Below are 12,397 nucleotides of genomic sequence, written 5' to 3' on the forward strand. Positions count from 1 at the left end.
TCCGGCGGCGCACCGACTCCCGGGGCTCCGCGTCCCGGCAACAACCCGTTCTCTTCTGCGCAGGGGATGGGTCAGCGCCCCGCCGGACCCCGTCCGGGCAATAACCCCTTCGCATCCGCTCAGGGCATGGGCCAGCGCCCGACCCCGGGCAACATCCCGCGTCCGCAGGCTCCGCGTCCCGGCGCACCGCGTCCGGGTGCCCCGCGTCCCGGTTCGCCGCGTCCCGGCGCTCCTCGTGGCGGTCAGGGCGGTCGTCCGGGTGCTCCGTTCCAGCAGCGCTCCGGCGGTCCCGGTCGTCCCGGCGGCGGCGGACCCGGCGGTGCCGGTGGTCCCGGCGCGCGTCCCGGCGGCGGTTTCGCCGGTCGTCCCGGCGGGGGCGGCGGCCGAGGCCGTGGTCCCGGTGGCGGCACCGCAGGTGCCTTCGGTAAGGGCGGCGGAAAGAGCAAGCAGCGCAAGTCGCGGCGGGCGAAGCGGCAAGAGTTCGAGATGCGGAGTGCTCCGGTCGTCGGTGGCGTCAACGTCACCCGCGGCAACGGAGAGACCATCCGCATGCGCCGCGGCGCGTCGATCGCGGACTTCGCCGACAAGATCGAGACGCTGACCGGTTACACGGTCCAGCCGGGAACCCTCGTCACCATCCTCTTCAACCTCGGCGAGATGGCCACGGCCACCGAGTCCCTGGATGAGGCGACCTTCGAGGTCCTGGGTGCCGAGCTCGGCTACAAGATCCAGATGGTCTCGCCCGAGGACGAGGACAAGGAGCTCCTCGAGGGCTTCGGTCTCGACCTCGAGGCCGAGCTGGAGGCGGAGAGCGAGGACGACCTCGAGATCCGTCCGCCGGTGGTCACCGTCATGGGTCACGTCGACCACGGTAAGACGCGACTGCTCGACGCGATCCGTCAGACCAACGTCATCGAGGGTGAAGCCGGTGGCATCACCCAGCACATCGGTGCCTACCAGGTCTGGACCGAGCACGAGAACATCGAGCGCGCCATCACCTTCATCGACACCCCGGGTCACGAGGCGTTCACCGCCATGCGTGCCCGTGGTGCGCAGGTCACCGACCTCGCGATCCTCGTGGTCGCAGCCGACGACGGCATCATGCCGCAGACGGTCGAGGCGCTGAACCACGCGCAGGCGGCGAACGTGCCGATCGTGGTCGCGGTGAACAAGGTCGACAAGCCCGACGCCAACCCCTCCAAGGTGCGTCAGCAGCTGACCGAGTACGGCCTGGTCGCCGAGGAGTTCGGTGGCGATGTCATGTTCGTCGACGTGTCCGCACGTGCCGGTACCGGTATCCAGGAACTCCTGGACGCTGTGCTGCTCACCGCAGACGCCGGTCTCGACCTGACCGCCAACCCGAACAAGGCCGCTCGTGGTGTCGCCATCGAGGCGAAGCTCGACAAGGGCCGCGGTTCGGTCGCCACGGTGCTCATCCAGTCCGGAACGCTCCGGGTCGGCGATGCGATCGTCGCAGGCACGGCGTACGGCCGTGTGCGTGCCATGGCGGACGAGAACGGCGAGCAGGTCCTCGAGGCCTACCCGTCGCGTCCGGTGCAGGTGCAGGGTCTGAACTCCGTGCCGCGTGCCGGTGATGTCTTCATCGTGACCGAGGAAGACCGCATGGCTCGCCAGATCGCTGAGAAGCGTGAAGCGGTCGAGCGCAACGCCCAGCTGGCCAAGGCCCGCAAGCGCATCTCGCTCGAAGACTTCACCCGTGCTCTCGAAGAGGGCAAGGTCGAGTCGCTCAACCTCATCATCAAGGGTGACGTCTCCGGTGCCGTCGAGGCGCTCGAGGAGTCGTTGCTCAAGATCGAGGTCGACGACTCGGTGCAGCTGCGCATCATCCACCGCGGTGTCGGTGCGATCACCGAGTCCGACGTGAACCTGGCGACGATCGACAACGCGATCATCGTGGGCTTCAACGTCCGCCCCGACACGAAGGCGCGCGAGCGTGCCTCCCGTGAGGGCGTGGACATCCGCTTCTACTCCGTCATCTACAACGCGATCGACGAGATCGAGAGCTCGCTCAAGGGCATGCTCAAGCCGGAGTTCGAAGAGGTCCAGTCGGGTGTGGCCGAGATCCGCGAGGTGTTCCGCTCCTCCAAGTTCGGTAACATCGCCGGTGTCATCGTGCGCTCGGGAACGATCACCCGCAACGCCAAGGCTCGCGTCATCCGCGACGGCGTCGTGGTCGCCGACGGCCTCGCCATCGAGTCGCTGCGCCGGTTCAAGGACGACGTCACCGAAGTCCGTACGGACTACGAGGCCGGTATCGGCCTCGGCAAGTACAACGACATCCAGATCGGTGATGAGATCGAGACGACCGAGCTCGTCGAGAAGCCTCGCGGCTGATCGATTCGAACAACCTCTCGGGCGTCCTTCGCCCCGCTCTCTTCGGGGCGCGGGGCGGGGGACGCCCTGAGGTTTCCGTACAGGGAGAGAACAATGGCAGGCGAACGACAGGCTCGGCTCGCGGATCGCATCCGCGTGATCCTCGCTGAACGACTGGAGAAGGGGCTGCGTGACCCGCGCCTCGGCTTCGTCACGATCACCGACGTCCGCGTGAGCGGAGACCTTCAGCACGCGTCGGTGTTCTACACGGTGCTCGGCACGGAGGAAGAGCGCATCTCCAGCGGTGCCGCGCTCACCTCGGCCACCGGAATGCTGCGCAGCGAGGTCGGGCGGCAGCTCAGCACCAGGCTCGTGCCGACGCTCGAGTTCATCCCCGACGCGCTTCCGGAGAACGCGGATCACATCGGTGCGCTGCTCCGCGAAGCCCAGCAGCGGGATGCGGACGTCGCGAAGCTCGCGTCCTCGGCATCGCATGCCGGCGACGCCGACCCGTACCGCACGGACGACGACGCGGAGTGATCGCCGTTTGATACGCTCAGCTTCGCGGGACCAGATCCCGCGAAGCTGGGGGGCGGCATCGTGGGTCGGAGCATGGCGCGGGGGCGATTCGTCGCGCCCGCGGTGGTGGGAATCATCCTCGAGGAGCTTCTCGAACGGGATATCGCATGCGCACCGCATGTGCTCGCCGGTCTCGCCGTCGATCTCGACGCGCATGCCCCCACGGTCCGCGAAGTCGTCGAGAGTCTGACGCCCGAGCAAAGACACGGACACCGTCCGTTGCCGTCACCGCTCCCGTTGGTCCCGTCGATCGCCCGCAGGTTCGAGACCGTGGAACTCGAATCGCGTGACCGGCAATTGCTCCTCGCACTCTCGGTGTCGCTGGAGAATGATCTCGAACCTCTGCTCGCGTTCGACGGGAGATCCGCATCAGAGGTCGCGGCCGCTCCGGTGGGCGACCGCCTCCGCGTGCATGCCGGTCGTGTTCGTTTCGTCGATGCCCGCCTGTCGATCTGGATCAGAGCCACATCCTCGGCCGCGACCACGGCGGTCGTCCACGAGCGGTTGAGCACTGTCTTCCGCGCGCGCGGCGACCAGGTGCGCGCGAACTGGCATCATGCGCGGGCGTCCCTCGAAGGCGACCCTGCGGCTGCTCCCGAGCTCATCGACATCGCCGGGCAACTCAGTGACGCGGGCCATCCCGAGCGCGCATTGCTGCTCGCGCGCGAGGCTTCGGACCACGCCACCGCAAGCGACCGAGACGACGCGCGTCTGGTCGCAGGCACGTCGGCGCTCGCAGCCGGCTTCGTGTCCGAGGCCTCGGCATGGTTGAACGCGCTGTACTCCGAGACTTCCGACCCCCGGCGTTCGCGAGGCCTCGGCGCACTCCTCGTCGCCCAGACGCTCGCGCAAGGGGCGGTGCCCGAGATCGATCCGAGTTCGCTGCGTCCGGAGACGGATGACCCGGAGGACTGGCGACATTGGACGCGCGCGAGCGCACTCGTGGCAGTGATGTGCGCTGAGCGAGGTGACCGGCGGGGGATGCGGGTGTGGCTCGATGCGCTCCGCGAGGGGGCAGCTCGCACCGGTGCGGAGCGCGAACTGCGGGATCCGGCGATCGCCCTCAGCTGGCTCATCGCCGGAGACCGTGACGTCGATGAGGTCGCGGGGTCCGGTCCGGTGAGCGGGGGGTTGCTGAGTGCCCTGCGCGCAGCGTTGCACGGTGACATCGATCGAGCGCGACGTCTCCTCGCCAAAGACGACTCAGCGATCGGCTCCGCGCCGGACCCTCTGGTTCCCGGCTACGAGCACAGCCCGATCATCCAGGCGTACCGCCGGGTCGTCGACGTCCTGCTGCTCGCGTGGCGAGGCGACATCGGCCTCGCGCGGGAACGACTGATCCAGGCCGCGCTCGTGCTGCCGGTCGCCTTGCCGTTCGCGGGATTGGGCGTTGTCCTCGCGCGCCGTCTCGATCTCGCCGTGCTCGGCGAACTCGGTCCGTTCTCGCTTTCACTCACGGCAGCCCTGCCAAACGGGGCACGGATCGATGTGCTCGTCGATCGGGGCATCCAGTCGCTTCTCGCCGGCGCTTTCCACGATGCCGCCGCCACGCTTCGACTCTGGGCCGAGCTCGGGTCACCGCGGACCGCGATGTCGGTGCCGGCGCTCGACGAACTCGCTCTCACGGTGGAGGCGCGCCCGATGACGGTCGGCTCGATCGAGCCGCCGGAGATCGCGCTCGCGCAGCGGCTGCGCGTGCGCATTGCGACGGCCGGGGACGCTCGGTGGCGTTCGGAGCGTGATGCCGTGACGGAGGCCGCACGCACGCTCGCCTCTCCGTTCACGCGAGCCAGAGTGGAGACCATGCTCGGAACTCAACACGCGATCCACGATGATCATGCCGCGGCCAGGGTGCACCTCCACCGTGCCGAGCGTCTTTTCGAGGTCTCGGGAGCGACCGCGTGGGCGCGGTCCATCCGCGACCGCATCGACCGGCTCGACGCCAGGGAGGGGAGCATCGTTCCGACGGCCGATCCGCTCTCCGCGTGTCGCGCCGCATGGTCGCTCGCGCTCACCGCACGGGAGCTCGAGGTGGCGATGCTCGCCGTCGGCGGATCCCCGAACAGGGACATCGCCGAGATGCTGAACGTGTCGGTCCGCACGGTCGAAGTGCACCTCGGGCGGATCTTCACGAAGTTCGACGTCCGCAGCCGCGTCGAGCTCACGGTGCTCGCACACCGCACCGATCATCACCTCTGAAGCGTCGTCAGCGAGGCAGGGAGAGGGCTTCGCCGTCGGCCTCGGCGAGCCCGTCGGCGATGAGCGAGTCGATCGCGCGATCGCGCTGAGGCGAGTCCGGCCAGTCGGGCAGGACGGCGACCAGCGGCACCGGGTCGGGGGCCGCCTGCCGCAGAAGGCGCAGCACGAGGCCGCGGGCCTGACGGTCCGATCCCTCGTACGATGCCTGGCGTCGTCGGTCATCCCCGGTGTCGGGGCGGCCCGCGACGAGCCAGGCGCAGGTCGCGGAGAGAGGACACTGCTCGCAGCGCGGAGCTCGAGCCGTGCAGACCGTGGCGCCCAGTTCCATCGCCGCGGCGTTGAAGACCACGGACTCGGGCACCGAAGCCGGGAGCAGGGATTCCATCAGTGCGAGGTCACGACGAGATGGCGGCGCGGGGTGGGCTCGGCCGTCGATCGCCCTCGCCAGAACGCGACGCGTGTTCGTGTCGACCACGGGGTGCCGGTCTCCGTAGGAGAACACGGCGACCGCTCGGGCGGTGTAGTCGCCGATGCCGGAGAGCGCGAGGAGCGCGTCGACATCGCGGGGAACGATGCCATCGTGCCGCTCCGTGATCTCCACCGCGGCACGCTGCAGCCAGAGCGCCCGTCGCGGATAGCCCAGGTTCGCCCACTGCTGCACGACGTCCGCCGTGGATGCCGCGGCCATCGCCTCCGGGGTCGGCCACCGCGCCAGCCACGCCTCGAGGTGGGGGATGACCCGCGAGACGGGGGTCTGCTGCAGCATGAACTCGCTCACGAGGACGCCCCAGGCGCCGAACTCGTCATGAAACGCGGATCGGCGCCACGGCAGGTCACGCGCTGCGTCCCGATACCAGTCCGACAGGCGCGACACGATGTCGGGCAGGGCCTGCGATCCGGGCATCCCCTCAGCCTACGGGAGCGCGCAGCCGTGCCCGGAACGACGCCGTCGACCGAGGCTCGCGAACGGTCGACCGCTGTGGCCTCGGTAGGCTGGGGGGATGGTCTCGCCCGGCATCCTCCTCGTCGACAAGCCCGCTGGGCTGACCAGTCACGACGTCGTCGCGCGCACCCGTCGTGCGTTCGGAACGAGGAAGGTCGGTCACGCGGGAACGCTCGATCCGATGGCGACCGGGCTGCTGGTCATCGGGATCGAGGGAGCGACCAGGCTCCTTACCTACATCCTGGGCGCGGACAAGACCTACACGGCGACGATCCGACTGGGCCAGACCACCGGCACCGATGACGCGGAAGGCGAGATCCTCACGACCGCCGCTGCGGAGGCGTGGGACGCTGTGACGGACGATGCGGTCGCCGCGGGGATCGCTGCCCTCACCGGAGAGATCTCGCAAGTGCCCAGCGCCGTCTCCGCCATCAAGGTCGACGGGCGTCGAGCCTACGATCGCGTCCGTGCCGGGGAAGAGGTCGTCCTGGCAGCCCGAGAAGTCGTCGTCTCCCGGTTCGACCTCATCGCGAGCCGGCCGAGCGACGGAGCGCTCGATCTCGATGTGATCGTCGACTGCTCGTCCGGCACCTACATCCGCTCGCTCGCTCGCGACCTCGGGGAGGCCCTCGGCGTCGGCGGGCACCTCACCGCGCTGCGGCGCACGCGGGTCGGCCCGTTCGAGGTGAGCGACGCCGTCGATGTCGACGCCCTCGAGGGGGCGTCCACTCTCACCGCGGCGCAGGCGGCCCGACGCATCCTCCCGGTTCTGGACATGACGGCCGAGGAAGCGCGCGACCTGCGGCACGGCAAGCGTCTCACCGGCCACGCCGCGCGCCTGGACGGACCGATCGCAGCCGCCATCGACGAGGACGGGGTCCTCGTCGGCATCGTCGAGAAGCGGGGAACCGACCTGAAGAGTGCGATGAACATGCCGGAGGCCGTGCGATGATCCTGTGGTTCACGATCGCCCAGGTCATCGTGGCCATCGCCGCGGGTGTCTTCTGCCTCATCGCGGGGCTCATCGGGCGCCGGCCGAGCGACTTCAGCGTCGGTGCACTCGCCTTGGTCGAGATCCTCCTGGTCGTCCAGGTGATCGTCGCGATCGTCGCACCGCTCGCCGGCAACCCGCCGACGGGAGACCTGCTCGAGTACTGGGTCTACCTCGTGTCGGCCGCACTGCTTCCCGTAGGAGCCGTGCTGTGGGCGCTCATGGAGCGCAGCCGGTGGAGCACCGTGATCCTCGGGGTCGCGGCGTTCGCCATCGCGATCATGCTGTGGCGCATGCAGGTCATCTGGTCCGTCCAGATCGCATGAGCTGAGACCTCGGGCAGAGTCCGGCCGCCTCCCGCGGCTCTAGGATGGAATGCGCTATGAGCTCCACCGCACCCCCCACTCGGATGACCGGCATCGGTCGCGTCCTCGTGATCGTCTACGCCGTGATGGCGCTGGCCGCCACCGGACGCAGCTTCGTGCAGATCGTCCGCCGCTTCGACGAGGCACCTCTCGCGTACTCGCTGTCCGCACTCGCCGCCGTCGTGTACATCCTCGCGACCCTCGCGCTCGTCCTCGCACGACGTCGCGGCTGGTACACGGTGGCCTGGATCGCGATCGTCTTCGAACTGACCGGGGTGCTCGTGGTGGGTCTGCTCAGCGTCCTGATGCCGGCGCTGTTCCAACATGAGACGGTGTGGTCGCTGTTCGGGCGCGGATACCTCTTCGTCCCGTTGGTGCTCCCGATCTTCGGCGTCTGGTGGTTGCGCACGCACCGACCTGTCGACGCCCCGCGATCGGTCGAGGTCCACGCGTGATCGTGTTCCGCAGTCCGGAGGAGATCCCGGACGGGTTCGGACCGAGTGCGGTCGCCATTGGAAAGTTCGACGGCGTCCATGCCGGTCACCGAGCGGTGATCGCCCGGCTGAACGAAGCCGCTGCAGCCCGTGGCAGCCGCGCCGTCGTGGTCACGTTCGACCGCAACCCCCTGGCGATCCTTCGTCCGGACCGATGCCCGGAGAACGTCGTCACGGTCGAGCGCAAACTCGAACTGCTCGGCGAGATGGGCATCGACGCGACTCTGGTGCTCACCTTCGACGAGGAACTCGCCGCCCGCAGCGCTCATGACTTCGTCACCGACATCCTCGTCGGTGCGCTCGAAGTCTCCACGGTCCTCGTCGGCGAGGACTTCCGGTTCGGGAACAGGGGAGCGGGCACGCCGGACCTCCTGCGCGAGCTCGGGCCTGAGCACGGCTTCTCCGTCGAGGTCGTCGACGACGTGTACCTCCCCGGCTCCGCGCGGCGCGTGTCGTCGAGCTGGATCCGAGAGCTGCTGATGGAGGGCGATGTCGCGACGGCGACGACCGTGCTCGGCCGCTACCCGGATGTGCGGGGCGAGGTCGTCCACGGCCTCAAGCGCGGGCGAGAGCTCGGGTTCCCGACCGCGAACCTCTCCACGATCGTCGATGCTTTCGTCCCGGCCGACGGCGTGTACGCGGGATGGCTCGTGGATCATGACACCGGTATCCGGCACCCCTCCGCGATCTCCGTCGGGACCAACCCCACTTTCGATGATGTCCTCGTGCGCCAGGTGGAGGCGCACGTGCTCGGCGAGACCGGGCTGGATCTCTACGGACACGATGTCAGCGTCGAGTTCGTCGAGCGACTGCGCGGAATGGTGGCGTTCGAGGGGATCGAGAAGCTCATGGAGCAGATGGCCGCCGACGTCACTGATGCCGCCCGCGCGCTCGACGTGGCTTCCTGATCGTCCGAAATATCCGCGACGCGAGCACCATGACATAGAATGGGAAACGGCTCCCGCCGATTCTCACGCTTCTCGCGTGCCTCGACGGGAAGAAGATCCACTGTTCGTACGGTCCTGGCTCACGCCACACGCGGACAACGAGAACGGCTGGCGGCTTCCTGGGGAAGCCGGAGCCTTCACGCTCAGGAGGAGCATGCCGACCACGGCAACCGCCGCCACGCGGCGAAAGAAGACGTCCCGTCGTGACGACGAGGCACCCCTCATCCCGATCCTCGCGCGCAAGGTGCGTGAGATCGAGGCCAAGTCTCAGCGGGGGAAGCTCGGTCCGACGAACCGGGTGAAGTTCCAGGTGATCGCCTTCCTCGTGCGCGAAGAACGTGCGCGGGTGAAGGCCGACGCTGAGATCGGGGATCCCGCGCGCGCCGAGCTGCTCAAACGGCTCGACGGTGTCGCCACGATCCTCGCGAAGACCGCTGCGCGCGACACGTCGCTCATCCAGTTGCTGGAAGCCGACCAGGCGACGTCGCCGGTGGCCAAGCGCATGCGCCGCGACTGGCTGCTCGAATCCGGTGCCGAGCTCGCTCCCGAAGACCTGATCATCGCCGATGCGGCCCCCGTGCAGGTCTCCGTCGTGCCCGCGGCGATCGCGGAGCGACAGGTCACCCCGCCCTCGGTGGAGGCACGTCAGCTGGCAAACCCGTTCCTCGCCCCCGACCTGACGCCGCGTGCGGCGGCGACCCCGCGTCGTCGTCTCGACGGCTGGGAGCTCATGGGCCCGCTGTACAAGGCCTTCGAGACGGGTGCGGGCGGATCCGCCGCATCGATGGATCTCCCGCCTGCGCCGGAGTTCGACCACATCTCGCCCAAGGGCCTCGAGGTCATGGTGCACCAGTCCCGATTCCTCGAGGCGGTCAAGGCGGGGCACCGCAGCTTCCTGCTCGCTGATGAGCCGGGCCTCGGCAAGACGGCGCAGTCGGTGCTCGCCGCGTCCGTCGCGGGTGCGTATCCGCTGCTGGTCGTCGTGCCCAACGTCGTGAAGATGAACTGGGCGCGCGAGGTCGAACGCTGGACGCCGCAGCGCCGTGCGACGGTGATCCAGGGAGACGGCGACGACATCGATGCGTTCGCCGACGTGTTCATCGTGAACTACGAGATCCTCGACCGGCACATGTCGTGGCTCGCCTCCATCGGTCTGCGCGGCATGGTCGTCGACGAGGCGCACTTCATCAAGAACCTGTCCTCGCAGCGGTCGCAGAACGTCCTGTCGCTGGCCGCCCAGGTGCGCGAGCGCACCCCGGGGCACGATCCGCTCATGCTGGCCCTCACCGGAACCCCGCTGATCAACGACGTCGAGGACTTCGACGCGATCTGGCGGTTCCTGGGCTGGACGACCGGCGAGAAGCCGGGCGCCGAGCTCATGGAGAAGCTGGATGCGACCGGGTTCACTCCGGCCGACAAGGCGTTCTACCCCGAGGCGCGGGACGCCGTCATCTCGATGGGCATCGTACGCCGCAAGAAGAAGGACGTCGCCGCCGATCTCCCGGACAAGCTGATCGCCGACCTGCCCGTGCAGCTCGACGACGAGTTCGGACGCGGCATCCGTCAGGCCGAGCGCGAGCTGGGGGATCGGCTCGCCGCACGCTACCGCCGCATCATCGAGGCGCGGGGCGATCGCGGACTGGTCCCCGGGGAGATCGACGAGGACATCGTGCGTCTCGTCGCTCAGAACGAACTCGAGGAGTCGAAGGCCGCCGGCACCGGGGGAGACAACGTCTTCACGATGGTCAGGCGCATCGGCCAGGCCAAGGCGCCCCTCGCAGCGGACTACGCGGCGCAGCTTCAGCGCTCGGTCGGCAAGGTGGTCTTCTTCGCCAAGCACATCGACGTGATGGATCAGGCGGAGGCGCACTTCGCCGCCGCGGGCATCCGGGCGGTGTCGATCCGGGGCGACCAGTCGTCGACCACGCGACAGCAGGCGATCGACGACTTCAACGGTGACCCCTCCGTGGGCATCGCGGTCTGCTCGCTCACTGCGGCCGGTGTCGGGCTCAACCTGCAAGCGGCCTCGAACGTCGTGCTCGCCGAGTTGTCCTGGACCGCCGCCGAGCAGACGCAGGCGATCGACCGCGTGCACCGCATCGGGCAGGACGAGCCGGTCACCGCCTGGCGAATCATCGCGGCGCACACGATCGACACCAAGATCGCGGAGCTGATCGACCAGAAGCAGGGCCTCGCTGCGCGGGCGCTCGACGGCGAGGCCGTGGAGGAGTCGGCCGCGGAGCCGGTGCAGCTGGCAGCACTCATGCACCTGCTGCGGCAGGCGCTCAGTGCGGCGTAGGCGTCAAGAACGGCTGTTCTTAACGCCACTTCGGCGCTGAATATCGGGCATCTCCGGGAAGTCCGTCGATATCCTCGATCGTCCACGTCAAGATCGGGGATTTTCGTCGACGTCGAATGGCGCGCGAGTGCGCGGGGGCACTAGTGTCGATCGAAGGCAGCGTCGCCTGTTCCCCCATCACCCGAACGTCTGAAGGCACCAGCATGAAGATCGGCATCCTGACGAGCGGCGGCGACTGCCCCGGCCTCAACGCGGTCATCCGCGGCATCGTGCTCAAGGGCACCACCACGTACGACCTGGAGTTCGTCGGCATCCGGGACGGGTGGCGTGGCCTCGTCGACGGCGACTTCATGCCGCTCACGCGCCACGAGGTGAAGGGGCTCTCGAAGGTCGGTGGGACCATCCTCGGCACCAGCCGCACGAACCCCTACGAGGGGGAGCGCGGAGGCGCCGAGAACATCGCCAAGACCCTGTACGGCCACAAGATCGACGGCATCGTGGCGATCGGCGGCGAGGGGACGCTCGCCGCTGCGGACCGTCTCGCGAAAGACGGGATCAAGGTCATCGGCGTCCCCAAGACGATCGACAACGACCTGCAGGCCACCGACTACTCCTTCGGTTTCGACACGGCGGTGAACATCGCCACCGACGCGATGGACCGCCTCCGCACGACCGGCGATTCCCACCAGCGCTGCATGGTCGCCGAGGTCATGGGCCGCCACGTCGGCTGGATCGCCCTGCACGCGGGCATGGCCGCCGGTGCGCACGTCATCTGCATCCCCGAGGTTCCGATGTCGATCGACGACATCACCGAGCTGGTGACCAGTGCCCACGATCGTGGTCGCGCACCTCTGGTGGTCGTCTCCGAGGGATTCAAGCTCCTCGGCATGGAAGAGGCCTACAGCGACAAGGGGCTCGACGCTTTCAACCGTCCCCGGCTCGGCGGCATCGGCGACATGCTCGCTCCGGAGATCGAGCGCATCACCGGCATCGAGACCCGGGCGACGATCCTCGGTCACATCCAGCGTGGTGGATCTCCGTCGGCGTTCGATCGGGTGCTCGCGACGCGACTCGGTCTGCACGCGGCGGATGCGCTCGTCGACGGCGCCTGGGGGCAGATGGTCGCCATGCAGGGTACCGACATCGTGCGGGTGCCCTTCGCCGATGCTCTCGGCGAGCTGAACACGGTGCCGCGCTACCGCTACGACGAGGCCGCTGCACTCTTCGGCTGAGGACGCGGAGCGGG

At 68.7% G+C, this 12,397-nt stretch carries 10 protein-coding genes; 9 read left to right on the forward strand and 1 reads right to left on the reverse strand.

The window, feature by feature from the left end; translation table 11 throughout:
* The 3 genes from infB to E0W80_RS00015 all read left to right on the forward strand — a co-directional run.
* On the forward strand, positions 1–2,355 hold a 2,355-nt coding region (gene infB, locus E0W80_RS00005; RefSeq protein WP_131490836.1), incomplete at its 5' end, for a translation initiation factor IF-2.
* Between the two features lie 93 nt (positions 2,356–2,448).
* A complete protein-coding gene (gene rbfA / locus E0W80_RS00010) occupies positions 2,449–2,874 on the forward strand; it encodes a 30S ribosome-binding factor RbfA (RefSeq protein ID WP_021199404.1) in 426 nt (141 codons plus the stop codon).
* A gap of 72 nt (positions 2,875–2,946) precedes the next feature.
* Entirely contained in the window at positions 2,947–5,112 is a 2,166-nt protein-coding gene (locus tag E0W80_RS00015) for a helix-turn-helix transcriptional regulator (RefSeq protein ID WP_131490837.1), read from the forward strand.
* A gap of 7 nt (positions 5,113–5,119) precedes the next feature.
* Here the strand turns inward: E0W80_RS00015 and E0W80_RS00020 are convergent, their stop codons facing one another.
* Positions 5,120–5,998 (reverse strand): A/G-specific adenine glycosylase, encoded by an 879-nt coding sequence (locus E0W80_RS00020; RefSeq protein WP_131491091.1) that lies wholly within the window; start codon positions 5,996–5,998, stop codon positions 5,120–5,122.
* 115 nt (positions 5,999–6,113) lie between these two features.
* On the opposite strand from E0W80_RS00020, the gene truB reads away from it, so the two are divergent.
* The 6 genes from truB to E0W80_RS00050 all read left to right on the forward strand — a co-directional run bounded on the left by truB (position 6,114) and on the right by E0W80_RS00050 (position 12,383).
* Positions 6,114–7,007: a tRNA pseudouridine(55) synthase TruB gene (truB, locus tag E0W80_RS00025; protein WP_131490838.1), complete on the forward strand. Its 894-nt coding sequence runs from the start codon at positions 6,114–6,116 to the stop codon at positions 7,005–7,007.
* Positions 7,004–7,372 carry a hypothetical protein gene (locus E0W80_RS00030; protein WP_131490839.1) on the forward strand — a complete coding sequence of 123 codons (369 nt, stop codon included), beginning with the start codon at positions 7,004–7,006 and terminating at the stop codon, positions 7,370–7,372. The genes truB and E0W80_RS00030 overlap by 4 nt, the downstream gene beginning before the upstream one ends.
* A gap of 56 nt (positions 7,373–7,428) precedes the next feature.
* Positions 7,429–7,866 carry a hypothetical protein gene (locus tag E0W80_RS00035; protein WP_227991603.1) on the forward strand — a complete coding sequence of 146 codons (438 nt, stop codon included), beginning with the start codon at positions 7,429–7,431 and terminating at the stop codon, positions 7,864–7,866.
* A complete protein-coding gene (locus E0W80_RS00040) occupies positions 7,863–8,813 on the forward strand; it encodes a bifunctional riboflavin kinase/FAD synthetase (RefSeq protein ID WP_131490840.1) in 951 nt (316 codons plus the stop codon). The genes E0W80_RS00035 and E0W80_RS00040 overlap by 4 nt, the downstream gene beginning before the upstream one ends.
* Positions 8,814–9,006: 193 nt before the next feature.
* Positions 9,007–11,151, forward strand: coding sequence for a DEAD/DEAH box helicase (locus tag E0W80_RS00045; RefSeq protein WP_131490841.1), 2,145 nt, complete (start codon positions 9,007–9,009; stop codon positions 11,149–11,151).
* 203 nt (positions 11,152–11,354) lie between these two features.
* Positions 11,355–12,383, forward strand: coding sequence for a 6-phosphofructokinase (locus tag E0W80_RS00050; protein WP_047519389.1), 1,029 nt, complete (start codon positions 11,355–11,357; stop codon positions 12,381–12,383).
* The last annotated feature ends 14 nt before the right edge of the window (positions 12,384–12,397 follow it).

The organism is Microbacterium sp. PI-1 (genome assembly GCF_004337555.1).
In the GTDB taxonomy this organism is placed as follows: Bacteria; Actinomycetota; Actinomycetes; order Actinomycetales; family Microbacteriaceae; genus Microbacterium; species Microbacterium aurugineum.

Coding starts and splice junctions, on each gene's coding strand:
- rbfA (WP_021199404.1), top strand. CDS start 2,449: ATGGCAGGCGAACGACAGGCTCGGCTCGCGGATCGCATCCGCGTGATC.
- E0W80_RS00015 (WP_131490837.1), top strand. CDS start 2,947: ATGGCGCGGGGGCGATTCGTCGCGCCCGCGGTGGTGGGAATCATCCTC.
- truB (WP_131490838.1), top strand. CDS start 6,114: ATGGTCTCGCCCGGCATCCTCCTCGTCGACAAGCCCGCTGGGCTGACC.
- E0W80_RS00030 (WP_131490839.1), top strand. CDS start 7,004: ATGATCCTGTGGTTCACGATCGCCCAGGTCATCGTGGCCATCGCCGCG.
- E0W80_RS00035 (WP_227991603.1), top strand. CDS start 7,429: ATGAGCTCCACCGCACCCCCCACTCGGATGACCGGCATCGGTCGCGTC.
- E0W80_RS00045 (WP_131490841.1), top strand. CDS start 9,007: ATGCCGACCACGGCAACCGCCGCCACGCGGCGAAAGAAGACGTCCCGT.
- E0W80_RS00050 (WP_047519389.1), top strand. CDS start 11,355: ATGAAGATCGGCATCCTGACGAGCGGCGGCGACTGCCCCGGCCTCAAC.